A 22,951-nucleotide genomic window follows, 5' to 3' on the forward strand; every position below is an offset into this window, starting at 1 on the left:
TAAAATTTTAAACAAATTTTATACAAGTCTATCATATCTGTTTTTTCGTTTTTTTTCAATACTTTTTCTCACCTTTTTGACAGAAAATAGACAGAAAGATTTCAGATTTTTCCTATTATAAATGGAAGGTCAAACTTGATTTTTCCCGGCCTTTCCTTTTTCAAAAAGTCCTGTTTTCTTTCCGCATCGTACAAAAAAGCCGCCCGGCGGCGGCTTTTCTTACACGTTTTTCCTTCGGTTTAATATAGTTCAATGTGAACCGGAATTCCATTCTCATACTGCATCGCCGGTTCGCCAAGAATCAGCGGACGAAGATACGCCATCATCTCCTCGGTCACATCATGACCATCTTCTGTAATCCAGGAAAGCGGCACTTTCTTTTCTTTATTTGCCACTTCCGATACCGGAACGGAGGTATACTCCACGCGGTAAGGATCCGCGGAGATTCTTCGGATCGATGCCATCTGTCCTCCCTGTTTTTCCAGTGCACACTGGCAGGCTTTCATGCCGAGCATACGGGACTCCTCAAGATCGGTCGCACTCGCAAGATGAGCCGCGCACCGCTGCATCAGGTTCAGTTCAATCGATCTTACCTTACAGCCGATACGGTCACGCACCAGCTCTTCGAGTACTTTTGCAGAACCTGCAATGTAGCTGTGCCCAAACTGATCCTGTGCATCGCTCTGCACCTGCTCAGAAACATAGCGGCCCTCGCTGTCATGGATGCCCTCGCTGATTGCAACCAGAACACTGTCCTTCTGTTCCAGTTTTTCCTGCACATCCTTTAAAAACTGTTCGGTGTCAAAGACCGGCTCGCAAAGATAGATCAGGCTCGGCCCTTCTCCGCCGTTGACACGGGACAGTGCAGACGCTGCCGTCAGCCATCCTGCGTTTCTTCCCATGACCTCCACGATGGTCACAGCCTTCTTTTCATATACATGGCAGTCTCTCTCCAGCTCTGCAAAGGTTGCTGCCAGATATTTTGCCGCAGATCCAAAGCCCGGGCAGTGATCCGTTTCGACAAGATCATTGTCAATCGTCTTTGGCGCCCCGACAACAAACACATCGTCCACACCGTTTTCTTTGCAGTACTTTGACATCTTGTCTACGGTATCCATCGAATCATTTCCGCCGATATAAATAAAATAACGGATCTCATGTCTGCGAAAAATTTGAAGTATTTCTTCAAAATCCTCCTTGTTTTCTTCCGGATCGCCCAGTTTATAACGACAGGAGCCAAGCGCTGCTGCCGGGGTCTGCATCAGAAGAGAGATTTTTTCTGCTGAATCCAGTTTTTTTCCAAGATCAAGAAATTTTTCTGCAAGCACGCCTTCAATTCCATTTACCGCACCATAAATATGATCTACTTTTCCGGACAGTACAGCACAGGAAACAACTCCTGCCACCGTTGCATTGATCGCCGCGGTCGGTCCGCCAGACTGCGCTACTAACAGATTTCGCATATGATTTTCCTCCATCTATTCCCACTACTTTCTAAAAGTTTTTCACGAAATCACTTTCGCTTCGTCCTATAGCGTACCATATTTTTTTTCTTCCGTACACCCTGTTTTGCGTTTCCGGGAAAAGCCTGTAGACTTTCACAACGGATTGCAAAGTTTTTCGTTTTTTTCTTGCAGGATTGCCCTTAAAAAGCTATAATAGAAGCAATGTCCACGAAAAGGACGCAGAAAAATATACGTTTCATCAACAAAAAAACTGGAGGTTTTTTTCATGCAGACCAAGCAAGATGGCCGTCTCGGCACCGAAAAAATCGGGAAACTGATGCTCGAACTAGCCCTTCCCTCTGTCCTCGCACAGATTGTAAATGTACTATATAACATTGTAGACCGCATTTATATCGGCCGGATTCCTGATGTTGGTTCCCTGGCACTGACCGGTGTCGGCGTCACGTTTCCGATTATCACAATCATCTCCGCCTTTGCCGGATTCGCAAGTGGAGGCGGTGCTCCTCTTGCCGCCATCGCACTCGGACAGAAAAACCGGGACCGCGCAGAAAAAATTCTTGGAAGCTCCACTTCCCTGCTGCTCTTTTTCTCCGTGTGTCTGATGGCGTTTTTCTTTTTCTTTCAGACACCGCTTCTGTACCTCTTTGGTGCAAGCAGCAACACAATCCGATACGCTTCCACGTATATTTCCATTTATCTTGTCGGAACCGTATTTGTCGAGCTGGCTGTCGGATTGAATACTTTTATCAGCTGTCAGGGACACGCACGCACGGCCATGTGCTCCGTTCTCATTGGCGCTGTTATCAACATTGGTCTTGACCCGGTTTTCATCTTCGTTCTTCATATGGGTGTTTCCGGGGCCGCACTTGCTACCATTCTCTCCCAGGCTTTAAGTGCTGCATGGGTTCTTCGGTTTCTTACCTCAAAAAAATCAGGTGTCCGCCTTTCTCTTCGCACCATGAAACCGGATTTTTCCATTTTAGGCTCTGTCATGGCACTCGGCATCTCACCATTTATCATGTCTGCAACGGAAAGTGCCATCACAATCGTCATGAACCACGGGCTACAGACGTACGGCGGCGACCTCTATGTCGGCTCGATGACAATTCTCCAGTCGGTGCTGCAGCTGATTTTCGTACCGGTCAACGGCTTTACGAACGGTGTACAGCCGATCATCAGCTACAACTTTGGTGCAGGCCAGTTTGACCGTGTCCGCCAGACAATCCGGCGCATGATCGCCATTACTTTTACTGCCGCTTTCGTCTACGTTGTATTCGCAATGCTTCGTCCGGCTCTTTTTGCCGGTCTTTTCACGACTGACCCGGAACTGATTGTCATCGTAGAGAAGGTACTTCCGGTTTACATTGCCGGCATGGCAATTTTCGGACTGCAGAGCGGCGTACAGAGTTCCTTCCTCGGTCTTGGCCAGGCGAAGATTTCTCTTTTTATTGCACTGCTTCGAAAAGTCATCCTTCTGATTCCGCTTGCACTCATTCTGCCGCATTTCTTCGGTGTCATGGGCGTTTACTATGCAGAACCGATCGCTGATGTATGTTCTGTTATCACTGCCGTTACGCTGTTTCTCTGCAATATCCGGAAAATTCTTTCAACAGAAACACTTGCAAAAGTGACTCATACCGAAGAATGACAAAAGAGGCGCTCTGCGACCTTTTCCATGCACCACCCATAATCAATTTTCTCGATCGTTTCGGCTGCATAGACGGGATATTCCGCGAGAAGAATCCCGTCGATCGAATACGTAACCGAACCGACCTTTTCTCCTTTCTTTACCGGGGCTTTCAAAAGCTCCGGTAAAAAAATGTCTTTTTCCGGTATTTCTGTCTCTTTCAGAAGAGCGGGAAGCGAGCGCGCCGGATCAAGCGCTGGGCTTGTAAGGGTAAGGCGGGCGCTGCTTTTTACCTGCAGCATCCCGTCGTAAACACCGTCTGCTACTTCAATCTGCCCTGGGTTCCAGCTATGGTCCAGCACGTCACGATACATATACGATTCCAGCCCGTAGTTTAAAAGCTTTGCGGCATCCGCCCATTTATAGTTTTTATGGCTGGGCCATCCGCACGCAAGCAACGACACAATCAGACGCTTTCCATCCCGCTCCAGCGCACCGGTATAACAGTAACCGGCTTTTGCCGTGAAGCCGGTTTTTCCCGAAACAGCTCCATCCATCTGATCCAGCAGTGCGTTGTGATTATAGCAGTTGAACATGTTTTTCTTTTCCAGATCCCAGAAGGTATAGGACCGCGTCTGCGTCACTGCGAGAAACTGGGCGGCTTTCGGTGAAATCCAGACACAGTATCGCATGATCCGTGCCAGATCAGCTGCTGTCGTGTGGTGATCTCCGCCTGCGTCAGAAGCATCGAGACCGTTCGGCGTCACAAAATGCGTATCTGTACAGCCGATTGCTGCGGCTTTTTCATTCATAAGCGATGCAAATTCCTCTACACTTCCGCCGATGGTCTCTGCAATCATTACCGCCGCGTCGTTATGCGATTCCAGCATCAGGGAATACAGAAGATCGCCAAGCAGAAACTGTTCTCCCTCCCTCACACCGAGATGTACTTTCGGCGCTGCGGCTGCTTTAGCCGATGCAGTTGCGACCGTCTGCTCTTGTCCGTTTTCCAGTGCCAGAATGCATGTCATGATTTTCGTTGTGCTCGCCATTGCCATAGGATCTGTCTCGCGTTTTCCGAACAGCACACGGCCGGTATCGCCATCCATCAGGCATGCCGCCGTTGCAAACAGCTGATTCGGCTCGCTCTCCTGCTCTGTCGCAGTCACGGACACACTTCCCAAAAACAGAAGCAGGATTCCCAGGAAAAAACCTGTCTTGTTTCTTCTTTTTCTGTTCAAAATCAGATCCCCCTTGTGTTTTTTCTCTTTAAAAACGGAAAAGCCGGACGCTCTTTTGGGACCGGCTTTTTGTCTGCTTCTTCTTCATTATATGAGGTTTCCTGTAAAATCATGGTAAAATTTCACAAAGTTATTGACACTGCGATCCATATCATGTATAATTCCCCATGTTTGTATAGAATTACTAAACTTTTTGTTTATTTTTACTGAGATTTCCTGAGAATCCGTATTCAGCAAAAGGATCCCGGGAAAGACTTTGGATGCAGAAAGGATTTTTTATGGAAATCGGAAAAAAAATCAGGGAACTGCGGATGTGGAAAGGGCTGACGCAGGAGGAACTGGCAGATCGGAGCGAGCTGTCAAAGGGATTTATTTCCCAGCTTGAAAACGATGTGACCTCTCCCTCGATCGCCACGCTGGTTGATGTTCTTACCTGCCTTGGAACGGATCTAAAAACGTTTTTCGGCGAAGAGCAGGACAATCAGGTTGTCTTTTGCGAAGAAGATTACTTTGTAAAGACCGCTGAAGCGCAGGGCAACGAGATCGCATGGATCGTTCCGAATGCACAGAAAAACAGGATGGAGCCAATCCGGCTGACGCTGCAAAGCGGCGCGTGCACCGAGATTGATTCACCGCATGAAGGCGAGGAATTCGGCTATGTACTTTCCGGCCGTATTCTCCTTCATCTTGGAGATGAATGCCACAAAGTGAAGAAAGGGGAAAGCTTCTACTATCCCGCTTCCTGTAATCACTATCTGGAAAATCCGGGTAAAACGCCGGCCATCATTCTCTGGGTCAGTTCACCGCCTTATTTTTAGATTTTTTACACCGCGTGATTTTCACGAGAAACGGTGTTCCAAATTTCACAACCCGAAAGGAGCATATTACACATGAGTACCAAATTACTTGATCTGGTCAACATCACAAAATCGTACGACGGAGTTACCATTCTGGATGATCTGAATCTTTATATCCGTGAAAACGAATTTCTTACCCTCCTTGGCCCGAGCGGCTGCGGAAAAACAACTACATTACGTATCCTCGGCGGTTTTGAGACACCGGATACCGGAAAGGTTTTATTTAACGGACAGGATATCACCCAGCTTCCGCCAAACAAACGCCAGCTAAACACGGTGTTCCAGAAATATGCTCTTTTCACGCATATGACAATTGCGGAAAACATTGCTTTCGGGCTGAAAATCAAAGGAAAATCCAAAGCATATATCAATGACAAAATCAAATACGCATTAAAACTTGTTAACCTTGAGGGTTACGAAAACCGCTCCCCGGCGCTTCTCTCCGGCGGCCAGCAGCAGCGAATCGCCATTGCGCGCGCGATTGTCAACGAACCGAAAGTTCTCCTTCTGGATGAGCCGCTCGGCGCACTTGACTTAAAGCTCCGCCAGGACATGCAGTACGAGTTGATCCGTCTGAAAAACGAACTTGGCATCACCTTTGTCTATGTCACCCACGATCAGGAAGAGGCGCTTACCATGTCGGACACGATCGTTGTCATGAACCAGGGTTATATCCAGCAGATCGGCACACCGGAAGACATCTACAATGAACCGCAGAACGCATTCGTTGCAGACTTCATCGGTGACAGCAACATTCTCGACGGCATCATGATTGAGGACCGTCTCGTCGAGATTCTCGGTGCGAAGTTCGAGTGCGTTGATGTCGGATTCGGCAAAAACAAACCGGTCGACGTTGTGATCCGCCCGGAGGATATTGATCTTGTGAAACCGGAGGAAGGTACCATCCGCGGACGTGTCACCCATCTGATTTTCAAAGGTGTTCACTATGAGATGGAGGTTACGGTGAACGGTTTTGAGCTTCTCGTTCACTCCACCGATCTGTTCCCGGTCGGACAGGAAGTCGGCATTCACGTCGATCCGTTCGATATCCAGATTATGAACAAACCGGAATCCGAAGATGAGGAGGCGGCAGCCATTGAAGAGTAATAAATTAAAGAAATGGCTGGCAGCACCGTATGCCGTCTGGGCTGCCGGTTTCATCATCATTCCGCTGATCCTGATTCTCTACTATGCGTTCACCGGGGAAGAAGGCGGCTTTACCCTTTCGAATTTCGCCTACGTTGCGACGAAGGAAAACATCAAGGCACTCGGCCTGGCGCTGTGGCTGTCGCTTCTTAGCACCGCGCTCTGTCTTTTGCTTGCCTATCCGCTTGCCATGATTCTGGCAAACCGGAATGTCAATCAGACCAGCTTTATCGTGCTGATCTTCATTCTCCCGATGTGGATGAATTTTCTGCTCCGTACGCTTGCATGGCAGACACTGCTTGAGAAAAACGGCGTCATCAACAGCATCCTCGCGTTTTTCCATCTGCCCGGCATTTCCATCATCAATACGCCGGGAGCGATCATTCTCGGTATGGTGTACAACTTCCTGCCGTTTATGGTTCTGCCGATCTACAATGTTCTGATTAAGATCGACCGTGATGTCATCAACGCAGCAAGGGACCTCGGAGCAAACAGTGTGCAGACGTTTCTGAAAGTAACGCTGCCGCTCACCACGCCGGGTATCGTAAGCGGTATTACCATGGTATTCATCCCGGCGCTTACAACCTTTGTTATTTCCGACCTGCTCGGCGGAAGCAAGATCCTTCTGATCGGAAACGTCATCGAGCAGGAGTTCAAACAGACCAACAACTGGAATGCCGGAAGTGCACTCTCCACAGTCCTGATGATCTTCATCATCCTGTCGATGGTTCTGATGAATAAATACGATAAAGACGGGGAGGGAACGGCATTTTGAGAAAGAAACTGGAAAAAATTTACATGGCGCTCATTTTTATTCTTCTGTATGCGCCGATTGTCACCCTTGTGGTGCTCTCCTTTAATGCTTCAAAAACGCGTGCCAAATGGGGCGGCTTCACCCTGCACTGGTACCGCTCACTGTTTGCCAATACAGAGATCATGAATGCGCTGTATACGACCCTGATCATCGCGCTTCTTGCCTCTGCGATTGCGACTGTGCTTGGAACGCTTGCGTGCATCGGCATCAACAGCATGTCGAAAAAGAGCCGGACGGTTTTCATGGGCATCACCAATATTCCGATGCTGAACGGTGAGATCGTCATGGGTATCTCGCTGATGCTGCTCTTTATCATCTGCCGCATTCAGCTTGGATTCGGTACCATTCTGATGGCACATATTACGTTCAATGTTCCTTACGTTATCTTGAGCGTTATGCCGAAATTAAAGCAGACGAACAAATCGACGTACGAGGCAGCTCTCGATCTTGGTGCCTCTCCGCTGCATGCATTCTGGAAAGTTATCTTCCCGGACATCATGCCGGGCGTTGTTTCGGGCTTTCTGCTCTCCTTTACGATGTCCCTCGATGATTTCGTTATCACCTACTTCACCAAGGGACCGGGCGTTGATACGCTCTCCACAAAGATTTATGCCGAAGTCCGCAAGGGAATCAAGCCGGAGATGTACTCGCTCTCCACGATTCTTTTTGTCACCGTACTGCTTCTGCTGCTCCTTGTGAATGTGAATCCTTCTCCGAAGGAAGAAAAAGAGGAGGCAAAAGAGCGCGAGGCTATGGCGAAGAAGGGCATCCGTTTCCGCATCACGAAACGGGTGGTCTTCCGCCGGATTCTTCCGATCGCCATGGTGCTTGTCATCGGCGGCGGCGGTATTTACTACGGAAGCCAGAATGCTTCAGCCGGCGGCTCCCAGCAGCTGATTGTGTACAACTGGGGCGAATATATGGATTCTGATGTCATCGATATCTTTGAGGAAGAAACCGGTATCCACGTTGTTTACGAGGAGTATGAGACGAACGAAATCATGTATCCGAAGATCAAATCCGGTGCGATTTCCTACGATCTTGTCTGCCCGTCCGACTATATGATTCAGAAGATGATCCAGAACGATCTGCTGCAGCCGATCAACTTTGACCATATTCCGAACGCTTCCAACATTGGAGATATGTACTACGAGACTTCCGAGCAGTTCGACCCGGGCAATCTCTACTCGATCCCGTACTGCTGGGGAACAGTTGGTATTCTGTACAACAAAAAAATGGTAACCGAGCCGATCGACTCCTGGTCTGTTCTGTGGGATACCAATTACCGCGACAGCATTCTGATGCAGGACAGCGTGCGCGATGCGTTTGCTGTTGCTTTAAAGGATCTGGGATACTCCTTAAACTCCACCAATATCAAGGAGCTGACGGAGGCGAAGGATCTGCTTGTGACACAGAAACCTCTCGTGCAGGCGTACGTTGTGGATCAGGTGCGTGACAAGATGATCGGAAATGAGGCGGCTATCGGCGTTATTTACTCCGGTGAAGCTATCTACACGAAGCGTGAAAACCCGGATCTGGAATACGTTGTTCCAAAAGAAGGCTCCAACGTCTGGATCGATTCCTGGTGCATTCCAAAAGATGCGCAGCATGTCGAGAACGCAGAGAAATTCCTGAATTTCCTCTGCCGGCCGGACATCGCACTGAAAAACTTTAAGTATATTACCTACTCTACGCCGAATGATGCGGCGCGTGAACTGATTGAGGATGACGATATCCGAAACAGTGAAATCGCCTTCCCGGATGAGGAAACGCTTGCACGGTGCGAAACCTTTACGTATCTTGGCGATGATGCCGATGAGGTTTACAACCAGCTGTGGCGTGAAGTAAAATCAAATTAAAGATCTGCTTTCGGGTAAAAAAAGATCCCGGTCAGGAATTCTTAGGAAAGATTCCTGCCGGGATTTTTCTGTTCTTACTGTTGCTCTCAAAAGTCTGTTTTAATCAAAATTGTGGTCAAAGCGCGGGGAAAGCGTTCCGTTTCCATGGAGCACTTCATCCAGCTTTACAAGCTCCTGCGGCGCCTCTGCAAGCGCTCTTTCGTACAGGTGGACAAGATTCCGTGTGCCCGCTTCGCATTCCTTCTGCGGCCTTCCAGGCATCACACGGCCGCCCATCGAATCGTAGCAGCCGACCAGTTTCATCGCTCCAAGAAGAAGGCTTCTTACCGCACTGCTGCGGCAGATCGTGATTCTCGTCCAGAGCTTCATGCCCTTCAGGCATTCGACAATTTCTGTTTCCCCGATTTCCGGAAAACAGCGGTGGATGACCTTGTTGCCGTCGGTGTGCGGGCAGATCGGCGATGCCGGACGGTATACGAGCGGATCGAGGCCGTCCTCCAGCATGAAGTACTGGTCAAGGCTCGTCTCAATCTTTGCATGGGAAATTCCAGTGTGATCCACAAATTTCCCGATATACGGATGACACGTCGAATCGAGAAGGTAATGGCAGGCAAAGCCTAACAGATACGCTTCCATCGCCTCTGACGGGCTCTGCTGATACTTTTTCACCTCATCCTCGAACAGAACGGAAGCCGTCTGCTCATGCAGAAGCGTTCCGTAATCAGACACACGGTTTTTCGAGAACGGATGGTAATAAAAGAAGATATCCGGCCCGTGCAGTCCGATCAGATACAATTTTTTGTTTTCTCGAATGATCTTTTTCAAATTTGCCGGAAGCTGTTCATAGACTTCTCTTCCGAACCTGTCGTGTGCGTACGTAGTAGGCATATCGGTATCTCCCTTCTTTTTTCTCCTGCCGGATCAGACATCCAGCTTGATCTGCATTTCCTCTTCCACTTCTGCGCGGAAGTCCTCCATCTTGACCGGACTGATCTCCGGCAGATTGTCGGTGGAATCGACGCCGAAGTTCCGCAGGAATTCTTCGGTCGTGCCGAACACAATCGGGCGGCCCGGCGCGTCGAGGCGGCCAAGCTCCTGCACCAGATTGTACTCCACCAGTTTGTTGACCGCGTGATCGCTCTTGACGCCGCGGATCTTGTCGATCTCCTGCTTCGTGACCGGCTGCTTGTAGGCAATGATCGAGAGAGTCTCCATCATGACGTCGGTCAGAACCGCCTTCTTCGGCTGCATGGCGATGTTGACAAGATAATCATAATATTCCTGTTTCGTGCACATCTGATACGCATTTTCAAGCTCCACGATATGGATGCCGCGGTCTTTCGTATTATATTTTTCCATCATATGGTTCAGAATCCTGCGGGTCGTCTCCGTGTCATGGCCGATCGCTTTTGCAATCCTTCCCAGCTCCACGGAATCTCCCATCGCAAAAAGGACTGCCTCGATGGCTGCTTCCGCCTCCTCGACCGAAGAGGGGCGTCTTGCCTCACCCAGGGCAGTTTCTTTATTCCTGTTCTGTTCTTCCATCTGTCTTGTCCTCACTGTCTGTCTCGTCTGTATACGGCACAACTACGGTGTCTTCATCCTCCAGGGATTCAATCAGGATATCCCCGAAAAGCTCCTCCTGGCTGATCCGGATTTTGCCGGTTTTCATCAGCTCCAGGATTGCAAGGAAGGTGACAATCACATGCGCCTTGCCCGGCTGGGATTCCAAAAGGTCGCGGAAGCTGAAGCGGCGTTTTTTAACAGCAAACTGCTCGACATACGTCATCTTGTCCGGCAGGCTGACCTCTTCTTTTTCGATCTTTCCGAACTTGCTTCGGATCGGGTCGATCTTGTCCTCCTGGCGCTTTAAAATCATTTTATAGATCGTATGGAGCTTCGCGAGAGAAATCTGCGAGAGAAGCTCGGAGGTGTCGACCGGCGTCCTGTACTCCAGCACTTCTCTTGGAAGCGTCGGCTCCTTGTACACGGAACGGCTCGCCTCGTTCATGCGGTCACGCAGCTCGTACGACATGTACTTGTACATTTTGTACTCTAAAAGCTGCTGCACCAGCTCGGCTCTCGGGTCCTCTTCCTCGCCTTCCTCATTCACTTCTTTCGGAAGCAGCATGCGGCATTTGATATCCAGAAGCGTCGCCGCCATGACCATGAACTCGCTCATGATGTCGAGGTCTTCCCGCTCCATCTGATGAATGTATTCCAGATACTGGTCCGTAATCTCTACAATGGGGATATCGTAAATATCTATTTTATTTTTATCGATCAGGTGAAGAAGAAGGTCCAGCGGTCCTTCAAACACCGGAAGCTTTACTGGTATCGCCATGTGCTCTGTTCTCCCTTACGGTTTCCCGATATCTGTAATAATCAATTCTCTTCTGTTCCAGATGTGGACCGGAATGGTGTGTTCGCCCGTTCCTGCACTGATGATCTGGCAGGTGCCACCCGTCAGGAACAGCCCGCGGCAGTTTTTCGAAAAAAGGCGGAAATCCGGCGTCACAAGCCCCCGGTGCGCGCCAAGGCCCACCACGCCGCCGTGATAATGGCCGGAAAGCGTCAGATCGGCTCCATATGATGCATAGGAGCTGCGGTAGGCAGGGTGATGTGCCAGCAGAATGCCGTAACGCGCCGGATCCGGTTTTCCAAGGTGGTCCGTCAGTTCCGAAACCGGCAGCGGTCCGCGGTAAAAGCGGTTGTAATAGGTGCGGTCCATGGCATAGCCGTAGATCCGGACCGGACAGCCGCTGATGGTAAGATCCGCCGTCTCATTTTCCAGATAGCAGATTCCTGCCTTTTTCAGGCGCTCCCGGAGCTTTTCATACAGATCGCCGTACTGTTCCGGATACAGCTTCAGACGGTATTCGTGGTTTCCGCAGCCATAGATTACCTGGTATTCCTCCGCAAGACGTTCCGCGAAACTCAGACCCGGGTCGAGGTTCTCCCCCGGCTTTGCCACAATCTGGTCCCCGCCGATGATGACAAGATCCGGAGCCGCCTCATCGATGACTGCCTTTAACACCGTGTTATCCGGGCCAAACTCCATATTGTGAAGATCACTGATAAACGCCAGACGAAAACCGTTTCCTTCCAGAAATTTTCCATTTGACGAAAGTTTGTAATAGGTCGTTGTAAATTTTCTCATACCGTTCATTATACTTGATTTTTCGGTGTATGACAACCCGTTTTCCCTGCTGTTTATAAGCCCAATGCCTGTTTTGCCAGCTGATCGGCTTTTTCGTTGTAGGTGACGCCGGTGTGGCCCTTTACTTTGCAGAAGCGGATCGCAACTTTGGCCGATGCCAGATCGTAAAAATTCCGGTAATCGATGGTTCCCTGTTTTTTCGCCTGCCATTCTCTCGTACACCAGCTTGCGATTCCCTGGTAATCGTGATAGATGGCCAGCTCCGGAATATCATGTGTCAGGCAGTAAGCCATGGCCAGCTCTGCGCCCTTGATCTCGCCTGCCACATTCCGCATGGAGACGAGATCCGGGTCGCTGTATTCTTCTGCAAGATTCAACTCTTTTCCGTCCAGGAAGAGGACCACACCGCAGGAGAACTTTCCGAGCGCATGCTGATAGCTTCCATCCACGTATGCGACGGCGCTCCTGCCGACACCGGCGTATTCCGGGTCTTCGCATGGTTTTTCTGCCAGAATCAGGTGTTCCCAGTCCCAAGAAGAAGGATCGGGTGCTGCCGTGCTCTGTACTGCCTTTCGTTCCGGGGCAGCGGAATACGTTCCTTTTGTTTCCCGCAGCAATGGTTCCGGCATTTTACCGCCGCCCAGAAAGGCCTCTGCCTCCTCCAGACGCTCAAATCCCTTGTAAATTGCGCCAGGATAACCGTGTACCTGCGCTTTGCACGCATCCCATGTCCGGTAGATGCCCGGAACCTTTCCCTGTTTTACCGCATAGTAATTTTTCTTTGCCATGTTTTTCTCCTTTTCGCGCATGATACTCCGGCTTTATGCCGTCCCAAGAAAATATTGTTTCATCGTACATCCGAACAGGTCCCACATGCCGGCTCTTGCCACGTCTGCTCCATATAAAATCGCAACGGAACCAAGTTCCTCACCGTCTGCTTTGTAAACAACTCTTCCGGCACACTCGCCTTTCTGGATAGGGGCCTGCACCTCTTCCGGCAGTTCTATCGTTTTTTCCACTTCACCGATCACCGTCCCGCCCGTCACAAGATAGCGGAATTCTTCCGCATATTCCAGTTCTGCCGTATCCTGCTTTCCATAAACAACCGAAAGTTCCGGCAGGGGATCGCGTTCCCGGTCTATGTAGATGCTGCAGGACGAAAACCCATACTGGAACAGTGACGCCGCATCTGCAAACCGCACCTTGTAGTCCGGTGCTCCCATCACGACTGCCAGCATTGTCAGATCATTTTTCTTCGCCACTGCCGAGACGCAGTACTTCGCCTTCGAGGTGCTTCCTGTTTTCAGTCCCACACAGCCCTCATAGCCGCGGATCAGCTTATTTGTATTGGTGAGGGTGAATGGTTTGCTTCCCTTCTGTGTGACATGCGTAATCTCTTCCATCCAGATAGAGGAATAGTTCAGGATCTGCGGAAAGCGCTCGATCAGCTCCCGAGACATTTTCGCCACATCTGCCGCTGTCGTGTAATGGCCGTCGGAATCCGTGAGGCCGCAGCAGTCCTCAAACTTCGTGTCGTTCATGCCGAGTTCTTTTGCTTTCTGGTTCATCCGGCTGACAAACTCGCTTTCTGTCCCCGCAATATGCTCTGCCATCGCTACAGATGCATCGTTTCCCGAAGCAACGACAATACACTTGATCATCGTCTCAACGGTCTGCTTTTCGCCCTCTTCCAGAAAAACCTGGGACCCGCCCATACTTCTGGCGTGCGCACTCGTCGTCACTTCGTCGGTCAGCTGGAGCGTCCCTTTTTCGAGCTCTTCAAAAATCAGCAGCAGCGTCATGATTTTTGTGATGCTCGCCGGGCTTCGCTGTTCCGACGCATTTTTCTCGTACAGAACAGTTCCGGTCTGTGCCTCCATCAAAAGAACAGACGGCGAAGTCAGCCCAAAGTCCGGTGTCATCTCCGGTGCTGTCTCCTCCGTCTCTTCTGTTTTCTGTTCCGTTGTTTCGTTCTGCTGCTTGTCGGAAGATTCTCCATTCTGCTCTGCCGCAATCACTTTCAAGGGCGCTGCAAGAAGCGCCAGGATCATCAGCAGGCTCCAGACGATATTTCGTGTTCTTCTCTTCATATTCCCCCGAAACATCTGCTCTTTCTTCCCTACAGGCTATGCAGACGACCGCAGAACTATGCTGTCTGTTCCGTTTACAGCAGCGGTGCCAGAAACTTCAGCGCACCGCGGAGTGCACGGACTGCAAAATTTTTCTTTCGGCAGTAGTCCATATTGATCTGCTCACACTGTTCAAACGTGATCAGCGCATCCTCTTTTACCTGGGCAACCGCACTGCTGCCGTACATCCAGACACCGCACTCAAAATGCAGGTACATGCTCCGGTAATCCATGTTGATCGTTCCGACCGTCGCAACTTCATCATCACAGACAAAGCTCTTGGAATGGATAAAGCCTGGCGTATACTGGTAAATCTGAACGCCGGATTCCAGCAGGATCTCGTAATTGGCCTGCGTCAGAATATAGACAATCTTCTTATCCGGGATGCCCGGCGTTACAATCCGCACATCGACTCCGCGCTTTGCCGCCATGCAGAGAGCGGTCAGCGTCTCGTTGTCCGGAATCAGATACGGGGTAAAAATATAAAGATATTTTTTCGCCTGTGAAATAATGTTCAGATAAACATGCTCGCCTACTGTCTCTCCATCCAGCGGGGAATCGCCGTACGGCTGCACAAAACCGTCTTTTTTAAACGCTTCCTTGTGATAGATTTCCGGCCGGTATGATTCGAAATCGCATTCCATACCGGTGATTGTGCTCCACATCTGCAGAAACATCACCGTAAAACTCCATACCGCCTCACCATGCAGACAAATTCCGGAATCCTTCCAGTGGCCGAACCGCTCCTTGCGGTTAATGTATTCGTCCGCAAGATTAATGCCGCCCGTGAAAGCCGTATGACCGTCGATCACGGCAATTTTCCGGTGGTCACGGTTATTTAAAATGACATTCAGCACCGGTCGGAACTGATTGAACGCCGCACACTTGATGCCCATCTGCTGCAGCGATTTATAATACTGATACGGCAGTGTCGTCACGCAGCCGAAATCATCGTAAATCAGCCGCACATCCACACCGGCGGCCGCTTTTTCCTTCAGAATCTCCAGCACCGTATCCCACAGATACCCCTCGCTGATGATGAAATATTCCATAAAAATGTAGTGTTCTGCCTTTTTGAGTTCCTCAATAAAGTGCTCAAACCATACATCTCCCAGCGGGTAATACTCTGTTTCTGTATTTTCATAAACAGGATAATGCGCATAATTGGTCAGATAGGAAGACTGCCCCGCTGCCAGGATATTTTCTTCCTCGAGCTTTTTACGCGTCTCTTCTTCCTCTCCAAGAACGCCTCCCTGCGAAAGCAGAACTGTATCGTAATGTGTACGGAATTTTCTTGCCACACTGGAATGGCCGAGAATGCCGTACAGGCAGATTCCGGTTACCGGAAGCGCCAGGATACAGACTGCCCACATCAGTTTGTAGCCGGGATTCATTTTCGGATTATTGATAATCGAAAGCACTGCAATCAGGGAAAGGATCGTGACCGCATAGTTGATGTAGACAGATTTTTCATTGAGCTGCATCACAATTCCGGCCAGCCAGCAAAATTCCAGAAGAAGTGCAACACCGATAATGACCATACGGCTGGTAAGCAGCTTCAGAATCTTTTTCACGATACGAAACAGCTTGTTTGCTATTTTGTACAAAATTCTCATTTGTCACCGCCTTGCTGTTTTGTCAAAACCTGCGACTTTAAGTTACAAGTATAAAAATCCCCGGCAAAACAGATCGCCGGGGATTTTTTGCACATTAATTATACTTACGTTTTCTGGCAGCTTCAGATTTCTTTTTACGACGAACACTTGGTTTCTCGTAATGCTCTCTTTTACGAATCTCCTGCTGAATGCCAGCTTTTGCACAGCTACGCTTAAATCTGCGTAAAGCGCTGTCCAACGTTTCGTTTTCTTTAACGATTACATTTGACATAGTCTCACACCTAACCTCCCTCCAGTTGTAGATTGTGCATAATACAACTGTATGGGTATTTTTTGCACTGTTCTTATTATACCAGAAAAATCTCGTACGTCAACAAGTTTTTTCATTTTTTTGCAAAATTTTTCCCTGCCGCCTGCCTGGCTCCTTTTTCTGCCCTGCAGGCGGCAGGATTTTGTGCTGTTTTTCCTGCTTATTGTTATGCGATCTGGCCTTCCAGTACCTCAGCAGCTTTTGCAACTGCTTCGTCGATCTTCTCCGGATTCTTTCCGCCGGCCTGTGCCATGTTCGGACGTCCACCGCCGCCGCCGCCGACAACGGCTGCCACTTCTTTGATCAGTTTTCCGGCATGTGCACCTTTCTTCATCGCATCATCGGTTACCATGGCAAGAAGGCTTACTTTACCGTCCTTTGCAGATGCCAGAACAACAACGCCGCTTCCCAGTTTTTCTTTCAGCTGGTCGCCAAGGTCACGCAGTCCGTTCATATCGACATCCGGTACGGATGCAGCGAGAAGTTTTACACCTTTGACTTCGGTTACTTTATCCATAACATCGCCGAGCGCTTCTTTTGCCAGTTTGCTCTTTAAGGACTCATTCTCTGCCTGGAGTGCTTTTGCCTCTGCCTGCAGATGAGCGATCTTCTCGAGGAGATCCGCCGGTGTTGTCTTTAAGAGAGCTGCTGCCTCATGTATTTTCTCTTCCTGTGCTTTATAATATGCAGTAACAGACGGTCCGGTCAGAGCTTCGATTCTGCGGACACCTGCTGCAACGCCTGCCTCAGAAACAAGTTTGAACAGTCCGATTTCAGCGGTATTCTTTACATGGGTACCACCGCAGAGCTCTTTGGAGAAGTCTCCCATGGAAACGACACGTACTTTGTCGCCGTATTTCTCACCGAACAGAGCCATCGCGCCGGATTTCTTTGCTTCCTCAGTATCCATGATGTCGGTTACAACCGGGATCTGCTCCTGAATCTTTTCATTTACCAGATTCTCAACTTTTTCCAGTTCTTCCGGTGTCATAGCCTGGAAGTGGGCAAAGTCGAAACGGAGTCTGGTCGGGGTTACGAGAGAACCTTTCTGCTCTACGTGTGCACCGAGAACAGTCTTTAATGCCTTCTGCAGAAGGTGTGTTGCGCTGTGGTTCTTCTCGATATTTTTTCTTGCCTCTTCGTTGACCTGAAGTGTAACTTCCTCGCCGTTTGAAATCATACCGGATTTCATGACACCGACGTGGCCGTATTTTCCGCCGCGGAGTTTGATGGTATCTTCTACTTCGAATACACCATTTGCTCCTTTGATGATACCGCAGTCGCCTTCCTGACCGCCCATGGTAGCGTAGAACGGAGTTTTCTCTACGAAAATGGTTCCCTTCTGGCCTTCCATCAGAGATTCTGCAATCTCAGTCTCTGTCGTCAGAACGGTTACTTTGGAGGTATCCTCCAGATGATCGTATCCGGTAAACTCAGTTGTTACGGACGGGTCGATCTCATCGTAAACGGTTGCATCAGCACCCATGTAGTTTGTTACTTCACGGCTCGATCTTGCACGCTCTCTCTGCTCTTCCATTGCTGCATGGAAACCGTCCTCGTCGATGCCGTAGCCCTTCTCCTCGAGGATCTCTTTGGTCAGATCCAGCGGGAATCCGTAGGTATCGTACAGTTTGAATGCATCCTGTCCGTCCAGAACTTTTTTGCCTTCGCTCTGCATTTTTTCTTCGAGCTCGGAGAGGATACGAAGTCCCTGGTCGATGGTTTTGTTGAACTGGGTCTCCTCGTTGTTCAGAACGTTGAAGATGAAATCTTTTTTCTCTTCAAGTTCCGGATATCCGTCTTTAGAGCCTTCGATTACGCTTGCGGAAAGGCGGGCAAGGAACAGTCCGTCAATGCCAAGCAGACGGCCATGACGTGCTGCACGGCGGATCAGACGGCGCAGTACGTAGCCTCTTCCTTCGTTGGTCGGCATGATTCCATCGGAAATCATGAATGTTGCGGAACGGATATGGTCTGTGATAAGGCGGATGGAAACATCGGTCTCATGATCTTTATCATACTCTTTTCCGGAGATTTCGCATACTTTGTTGCGGAGTGCCTGAATGGTGTCGACATCGAAGATGGAATCTACATCCTGTACGACAACGGCCAGACGCTCAAGTCCCATACCGGTATCAATGTTCTTCTGGATCAGGTCGGTGTAGTGGCCCTCGCCGTCGTTGTTGAACTGGCTGAATACGTTGTTCCATACTTCCATGTAACGGTCACACTCGCAGCCAACGGTACATCCCGGTTTGCCGCAGCCGTATTTTTCTCCGCGGTCATAATAAATCTCAGAACACGGACCGCACGGACCTGCGCCATGCTCCCAGAAGTTGTCCTCTTTTCCAAAACGGAAAATACGGTCTGCCGGGATGCCGATCTCTTTGTTCCAGATATCAAATGCTTCATCATCGTCCTGATAGATGGATGGGTACAGACGATTCGGATCGAGCCCTACTACCTGTGTTAAAAACTCCCAGGACCATGCGATTGCTTCGTGTTTGAAATAATCACCGAAGGAAAAGTTTCCGAGCATCTCAAAGAAGGTGCCGTGACGGGCTGTTTTTCCTACATTTTCAATATCGCCGGTACGGATACATTTCTGGCATGTTGTTACTCTTCTTCTCGGCGGAATCTCTGCGCCTGTGAAGTAAGGTTTCAGCGGAGCCATACCGGAGTTGATCAGTAAAAGACTTTTATCGTTGTGTGGAATCAACGAAAAACTCTTCATAGCAAGATGTCCTTTGCTCTCGAAGAACTCAAGAAACATCTTTCGTAATTCGTTTACGCCATATTTTTCCATGACTGTTTGTCCTCCAAATAATTCAGTGTGTCCCGGAATTTCTTCCGGGAATCCATTCTTTTATAATAGCACACTTAATTATTTAACGCAAATTTTTTTGAAATTCTTCTTTCCTTTTTTCAGAACGATACCGTCCTCGCCGAAGGCTGCTTTTTCTACGGCATATTTCGGATCTGTGATTTTCTCACCGTCTACGGATACACCGCCCTGCTCTACGGCACGGCGTCCTTCGTTTCTGGTCTTTGCAAGCTCTGCTTTGACAAGAAGGGTTACGATATCGATTTTATCGTCCGTGAAATCCTCTGCAGAAATTTCACTGGTCGGCATATGCTCGGAGCTTCCGGTAGAGAATACGGCACGTGCGCCTTCCTGCGCTTTCTTTGCTTCTTCCTCGCCGTGTACCATGGAGGTCAGCTCATAGGCCAGGATCTCTTTTGCCTCGTTCAGCTTGCTTCCTTCCCAGGAATCCATCTCGTCGATCTGCTCCAGCGGCAGGAAGGTCAGCATACGGATACATTTTAAGACATCGGCATCGTCCACGTTTCTCCAGTACTGGTAGAAATCGAACGGGCTGGTCTTGTTCGGGTCAAGCCATACAGCGTTTCCTGCGGTTTTACCCATCTTCTTGCCCTGAGAGTCGGTCAGAAGGGTGATGGTCATTGCATAGGCATCTTTTCCAAGTTTACGGCGGATCAGTTCGGTTCCTCCCAGCATGTTGGACCACTGGTCATCGCCGCCGAACTGCATATTGCAGCCGTATTTCTGGAACATGTGATAGAAGTCGTAGCTCTGCATAATCATATAGTTGAACTCCAGGAAGGAAAGACCTTTTTCCATACGCTGTTTGTAGCACTCTGCACGGAGCATGTTGTTGACGCTGAAGCATGCACCTACCTCACGGAGCAGTTCTACATAGTTCAGGTTCAGCAGCCAGTCTGCGTTGTTGAGCATCATAGCTTTTCCCTCGCCAAACTCGATGAAACGCTCCATCTGACGTTTGAAGCACTCTGCGTTGTGGTCGATCTCCTCGCGGGTCAGCATTTTTCTCATATCGGTTCTTCCGGACGGGTCACCGATCATGGTGGTGCCGCCGCCGATCAGGGCGATCGGTTTGTTTCCTGCCATCTGCATCCGTTTCATCAGGGTCAGTGCCATGAAGTGACCTGCGGTCAGACTGTCTGCGGTGCAGTCGAATCCGATATAGAACGTTGCTTTTCCATTGTTTACCAGGTCTCTGATTTCATCTTCGTCGGTTACCTGTGCCAGAAGGCCTCTGGCGATCAGTTCGTCATAAATCTGCATTTTGTTTTTCTCCTTTTTTCGGTTGACTTTCGGGTATGTGTTACCGTCTGGGACCAAAGTTTTTTATACAAAAAGACTCCCGTCCTTTCCGATTCAAAGGACGAGAGCCCGTATCTCCCGTGTTACCACCTTACTTCACAGCTGTCTCACGGCAGCTGCCTTTGTCGGTATCCAAAACCTCTGAATACCCTGACGCTGTAACGTTCGTCTCTTACGTCGCAGCCTACTAAAAACGTGCATCATAGTTCGTTCTTCTGCCGCCCGTTTTATTCGGTGCGCAACTCCGGGATGTATTCGAATCGTACAGAACCTGCATGCGCCTCTCATCTGCCGGCTGCTTTCTGTCCGCGTTTTTGTACGTCTACTTGTTCCCTTCCAAGCCTTTTTCCATGTTCCATAGTATAAACGGTGATTCGAAATCTGTCAAGACTTCTGCTTTCCGTTTTTTCATCTATTTTTAATATCCGCGGTCCTGATCCATCATATACAGGAGTGCGTTGCAGATGCACGCCGCGATATTGCTGCCGCCTTTTCGTCCGCGTGCCACGATATACGGGATATTGGTCTGCATAATCAGTTCTTTGGACTGTACCACATTGACAAAGCCGACCGGAACTCCGATGATCAGCGCCGGTTTTATTTTTCCTTCCCCGATCAGTTCATAGAGGCGGACCAGTGCCGTCGGCGCATTTCCAACCGCAATAATCAGCTTTTTATCCAGCTCCGCCGCTTTTTCCATGCAGGCTGCCGCGCGGGTGCTTCCGGTTTCTTTTGCTCTTGCCGCAACATCTTCGTCTGACATAAAGCAGAGCGCTTCACCGCCGTGGCGCGCAAGCACCTTTTTGTTGATGCCGGATCTTGCCATCTGCGTATCCGTCACAATGCAGGCTCCCTCCCGGATCGCCTCGATGCCTTTTGCCACCGCATGCTCCGAAAAGCAGAGATTATCCGCATAATCAAAATCCGCACTTGTGTGGATACACCGCTTTACAACCAGTTCCTGATCCTCTGGAAACGTTCTTCCGTTTAATTCTTCCGTGATAATTTCAAAGCTTCTCTTTTCAATCTCGTGCGGGCTTACCTGCTCCAGTTCTATCTTCATCTTTATGCCCCTTCTTCCAGAATTTGATAAATCTTCTTCATGTCGAGATGCTCGCGCAGCGCATCTGCGAGAATATCGTACTGTGTCTCTTTGAATGTCTGGTAATCGACACCGTGAATCTGCTCCATGGCAATTCCCTTATTCTTTGCAAGTGCTTCCACGATCCGCTCGGCAACTTCTTCTTTGTCGAAAATGCCATGCACATACGTACCGTACACATTTCCTTTCTGTGCACCGTCCAGCTTATCCGAATCAGCACGGTTCTGATCATCGATGAACGTGAATGCTTCTGTTTCTTCTTTCCGCACCGTTTCTCCCATATGGATTTCATAGCCCTCGATCCGGGTTCCCTCGATCCCGGCAAGAACGCCTTCTGTTTTTCCAAAAGCGCCCTCCGCGCGGGTTCTCGTCTTCTCACCGGCAAATACGGTATCCATCGGCAGGAGTCCCATTCCTTTGATCGTTCCGCCGGCTTCGACACGCAGCGGATCGCTCAGCGTATCTCCGAGCATCTGGAAGCCGCCGCAGACACCGAAAATTACTTTTCCGGCCGCAGCCGCCTTCAGTACGGCCGCTTCCAGACCATTCTGACGCATCCAGAGCAGATCCTCCATCGTGTTTTTCGTTCCCGGAAGCAGAATCATATCCGGATTTTTCAGTTCGGAGACAGAGCTTACGTAGCGGAGTGATACGCCTTCGATCCGCTCGAACGGGTTGAAATCGGTGAAGTTTGAAATACGCGGGAGACGGATGACCGCAAGGTCAATGAGACCGATCTCCTCTTTTCTGGTGAATCGCTCGGTCAGACTGTCCTCGTCTTCCACTTCGATGTGGAGATACGGCGCCACGCCGACCACCGGGATGTGTGTTTTTTCTTCCAGCATCACAACGCCCGGGTCCAGGATGGTTTTGTCCCCGCGGAATTTGTTGATAATCAGACCCTTGATGCGGTCGCGCTCATCCGGCTCTAAAAGCTCTACGGTACCGTAAAGCTGAGCAAAAACGCCGCCGCGGTCAATATCTCCGACGAGGAGCACCGGTGCATCCACAAGCTTTGCCATTCCCATATTGACGATATCATCGGCTTTCAGGTTGATCTCCGCCGGACTTCCGGCTCCCTCGATCACAATGATATCATACTGTTCTTCCAGTGCATGGTACGCTTTCATGATGTCCGGGATCAGCTCTTTTTTGTGGGAAAAATATTCCCGCGCACTCATGTTTCCCAGTACCTCACCGTTTACAATCACCTGCGAACCGGTGTCATTCGTCGGCTTTAACAGAATCGGGTTCATCAAAACGGACGGTTCGATCCCGGCCGCTTCCGCCTGCATGACCTGTGCACGTCCCATCTCAAGGCCTTCTCTCGTAATAAACGAATTCAGCGCCATATTCTGTGATTTGAACGGCGCCACACGGTATCCGTCCTGATGGAAAATCCGGCATAAGCCCGCCGCAAGCAGACTTTTTCCCGCATTTGACATCGTTCCCTGTATCATAATTACTTTCGCCATCG

The 22,951-nt window shown here is 49.6% G+C and carries 19 protein-coding genes; 5 read left to right on the forward strand and 14 right to left on the reverse strand.

Features of this window, described 5'->3' with window-relative positions; all coding sequences use genetic code 11:
- Positions 1-239: 239 nt before the first annotated feature.
- Entirely contained in the window at positions 240-1,463 is a 1,224-nt protein-coding gene (locus I2G42_RS01040; protein WP_055226388.1) for a 6-phosphofructokinase, read from the reverse strand.
- 268 nt (positions 1,464-1,731) lie between these two features.
- Between I2G42_RS01040 and I2G42_RS01045 the strand changes: the two genes are divergently transcribed.
- On the forward strand, positions 1,732-3,114 hold the full coding sequence (locus I2G42_RS01045; RefSeq protein WP_055226390.1) for an MATE family efflux transporter: 1,383 nt from the start codon (positions 1,732-1,734) through the stop codon (positions 3,112-3,114).
- On the opposite strand, the gene I2G42_RS01050 is transcribed toward I2G42_RS01045, so the two are convergent.
- The gene (locus I2G42_RS01050; protein ID WP_226906314.1) at positions 3,099-4,334 is read right to left on the reverse strand and encodes a D-alanyl-D-alanine carboxypeptidase family protein; all 1,236 of its coding nucleotides are present in this window, start codon (positions 4,332-4,334) and stop codon (positions 3,099-3,101) included. The two genes, I2G42_RS01045 and I2G42_RS01050, sit on opposite strands and share 16 nt — an antisense overlap.
- A gap of 278 nt (positions 4,335-4,612) precedes the next feature.
- On the opposite strand from I2G42_RS01050, the gene I2G42_RS01055 reads away from it, so the two are divergent.
- From I2G42_RS01055 to I2G42_RS01070, 4 genes are all read left to right on the forward strand, one after another.
- On the forward strand, positions 4,613-5,152 hold the full coding sequence (locus tag I2G42_RS01055; RefSeq protein ID WP_055226534.1) for a cupin domain-containing protein: 540 nt from the start codon (positions 4,613-4,615) through the stop codon (positions 5,150-5,152).
- Between the two features lie 72 nt (positions 5,153-5,224).
- A complete protein-coding gene (locus I2G42_RS01060) occupies positions 5,225-6,298 on the forward strand; it encodes an ABC transporter ATP-binding protein (protein ID WP_055226392.1) in 1,074 nt (357 codons plus the stop codon).
- Positions 6,270-7,112, forward strand: coding sequence for an ABC transporter permease (locus I2G42_RS01065; protein ID WP_055218051.1), 843 nt, complete (start codon positions 6,270-6,272; stop codon positions 7,110-7,112). Before I2G42_RS01060 ends, I2G42_RS01065 begins: the two co-directional genes overlap by 29 nt.
- A gap of 23 nt (positions 7,113-7,135) precedes the next feature.
- Entirely contained in the window at positions 7,136-9,010 is a 1,875-nt protein-coding gene (locus I2G42_RS01070; protein ID WP_179962732.1) for an extracellular solute-binding protein, read from the forward strand.
- Positions 9,011-9,109: 99 nt separating this feature from the next.
- Here I2G42_RS01070 and I2G42_RS01075 read toward each other — a convergent pair whose 3' ends face one another.
- From I2G42_RS01075 to I2G42_RS01130, 12 genes are all read right to left on the reverse strand, one after another.
- The gene (locus tag I2G42_RS01075) at positions 9,110-9,898 is read right to left on the reverse strand and encodes a zinc dependent phospholipase C family protein (protein WP_055226396.1); all 789 of its coding nucleotides are present in this window, start codon (positions 9,896-9,898) and stop codon (positions 9,110-9,112) included.
- A gap of 33 nt (positions 9,899-9,931) precedes the next feature.
- A complete protein-coding gene (scpB, locus tag I2G42_RS01080) occupies positions 9,932-10,555 on the reverse strand; it encodes an SMC-Scp complex subunit ScpB (RefSeq protein WP_055226398.1) in 624 nt (207 codons plus the stop codon).
- The gene (locus tag I2G42_RS01085; RefSeq protein WP_055226400.1) at positions 10,533-11,354 is read right to left on the reverse strand and encodes a segregation and condensation protein A; all 822 of its coding nucleotides are present in this window, start codon (positions 11,352-11,354) and stop codon (positions 10,533-10,535) included. The genes scpB and I2G42_RS01085 overlap by 23 nt, the downstream gene beginning before the upstream one ends.
- A 15-nt stretch (positions 11,355-11,369) precedes the next feature.
- On the reverse strand, positions 11,370-12,170 hold the full coding sequence (locus tag I2G42_RS01090) for a metallophosphoesterase (RefSeq protein ID WP_195530632.1): 801 nt from the start codon (positions 12,168-12,170) through the stop codon (positions 11,370-11,372).
- A 53-nt stretch (positions 12,171-12,223) separates the two neighbouring features.
- On the reverse strand, positions 12,224-12,958 hold the full coding sequence (locus I2G42_RS01095) for a ribonuclease H1 domain-containing protein (protein ID WP_055218059.1): 735 nt from the start codon (positions 12,956-12,958) through the stop codon (positions 12,224-12,226).
- Positions 12,959-12,991: 33 nt separating this feature from the next.
- Positions 12,992-14,260, reverse strand: a complete 1,269-nt coding sequence (locus tag I2G42_RS01100) for a D-alanyl-D-alanine carboxypeptidase family protein (RefSeq protein ID WP_242856670.1) — start codon at positions 14,258-14,260, stop codon at positions 12,992-12,994.
- Positions 14,261-14,334: 74 nt separating this feature from the next.
- Positions 14,335-15,915, reverse strand: coding sequence for a cardiolipin synthase (cls, locus tag I2G42_RS01105; protein WP_055226404.1), 1,581 nt, complete (start codon positions 15,913-15,915; stop codon positions 14,335-14,337).
- A gap of 94 nt (positions 15,916-16,009) precedes the next feature.
- Entirely contained in the window at positions 16,010-16,186 is a 177-nt protein-coding gene (gene rpsU / locus I2G42_RS01110; RefSeq protein WP_004222305.1) for a 30S ribosomal protein S21, read from the reverse strand.
- 205 nt (positions 16,187-16,391) lie between these two features.
- Positions 16,392-19,031 (reverse strand): alanine--tRNA ligase, encoded by a 2,640-nt coding sequence (gene alaS, locus I2G42_RS01115; RefSeq protein ID WP_118719012.1) that lies wholly within the window; start codon positions 19,029-19,031, stop codon positions 16,392-16,394.
- A 78-nt stretch (positions 19,032-19,109) separates the two neighbouring features.
- Positions 19,110-20,333, reverse strand: coding sequence for a tyrosine--tRNA ligase (gene tyrS / locus I2G42_RS01120; protein ID WP_055218066.1), 1,224 nt, complete (start codon positions 20,331-20,333; stop codon positions 19,110-19,112).
- A gap of 457 nt (positions 20,334-20,790) precedes the next feature.
- Positions 20,791-21,435 (reverse strand): precorrin-8X methylmutase, encoded by a 645-nt coding sequence (locus I2G42_RS01125; protein WP_055218068.1) that lies wholly within the window; start codon positions 21,433-21,435, stop codon positions 20,791-20,793.
- Positions 21,436-21,437: 2 nt separating this feature from the next.
- A complete protein-coding gene (locus I2G42_RS01130; RefSeq protein ID WP_195530633.1) occupies positions 21,438-22,949 on the reverse strand; it encodes a cobyric acid synthase in 1,512 nt (503 codons plus the stop codon).
- Positions 22,950-22,951 lie beyond the last annotated feature (2 nt).

Source organism: Fusicatenibacter saccharivorans, assembly GCF_015557635.1.
Classification (GTDB): domain Bacteria; phylum Bacillota; class Clostridia; order Lachnospirales; family Lachnospiraceae; genus Fusicatenibacter; species Fusicatenibacter saccharivorans.

Coding starts and splice junctions, on each gene's coding strand:
- I2G42_RS01095 (WP_055218059.1), bottom strand. CDS start 12,958: ATGGCAAAGAAAAATTACTATGCGGTAAAACAGGGAAAGGTTCCGGGC.
- I2G42_RS01125 (WP_055218068.1), bottom strand. CDS start 21,435: ATGAAGATAGAACTGGAGCAGGTAAGCCCGCACGAGATTGAAAAGAGA.
- I2G42_RS01130 (WP_195530633.1), bottom strand. CDS start 22,949: ATGGCGAAAGTAATTATGATACAGGGAACGATGTCAAATGCGGGAAAA.
- I2G42_RS01100 (WP_242856670.1), bottom strand. CDS start 14,260: ATGAAGAGAAGAACACGAAATATCGTCTGGAGCCTGCTGATGATCCTG.
- tyrS (WP_055218066.1), bottom strand. CDS start 20,333: ATGCAGATTTATGACGAACTGATCGCCAGAGGCCTTCTGGCACAGGTA.
- I2G42_RS01060 (WP_055226392.1), top strand. CDS start 5,225: ATGAGTACCAAATTACTTGATCTGGTCAACATCACAAAATCGTACGAC.
- cls (WP_055226404.1), bottom strand. CDS start 15,915: ATGAGAATTTTGTACAAAATAGCAAACAAGCTGTTTCGTATCGTGAAA.
- I2G42_RS01070 (WP_179962732.1), top strand. CDS start 7,136: ATGGCGCTCATTTTTATTCTTCTGTATGCGCCGATTGTCACCCTTGTG.
- I2G42_RS01065 (WP_055218051.1), top strand. CDS start 6,270: ATGAGGAGGCGGCAGCCATTGAAGAGTAATAAATTAAAGAAATGGCTG.
- I2G42_RS01090 (WP_195530632.1), bottom strand. CDS start 12,170: ATGAGAAAATTTACAACGACCTATTACAAACTTTCGTCAAATGGAAAA.
- alaS (WP_118719012.1), bottom strand. CDS start 19,031: ATGGAAAAATATGGCGTAAACGAATTACGAAAGATGTTTCTTGAGTTC.
- I2G42_RS01055 (WP_055226534.1), top strand. CDS start 4,613: ATGGAAATCGGAAAAAAAATCAGGGAACTGCGGATGTGGAAAGGGCTG.
- I2G42_RS01075 (WP_055226396.1), bottom strand. CDS start 9,898: ATGCCTACTACGTACGCACACGACAGGTTCGGAAGAGAAGTCTATGAA.
- I2G42_RS01085 (WP_055226400.1), bottom strand. CDS start 11,354: ATGGCGATACCAGTAAAGCTTCCGGTGTTTGAAGGACCGCTGGACCTT.
- I2G42_RS01040 (WP_055226388.1), bottom strand. CDS start 1,463: ATGCGAAATCTGTTAGTAGCGCAGTCTGGCGGACCGACCGCGGCGATC.
- scpB (WP_055226398.1), bottom strand. CDS start 10,555: ATGGAAGAACAGAACAGGAATAAAGAAACTGCCCTGGGTGAGGCAAGA.
- I2G42_RS01045 (WP_055226390.1), top strand. CDS start 1,732: ATGCAGACCAAGCAAGATGGCCGTCTCGGCACCGAAAAAATCGGGAAA.
- rpsU (WP_004222305.1), bottom strand. CDS start 16,186: ATGTCAAATGTAATCGTTAAAGAAAACGAAACGTTGGACAGCGCTTTA.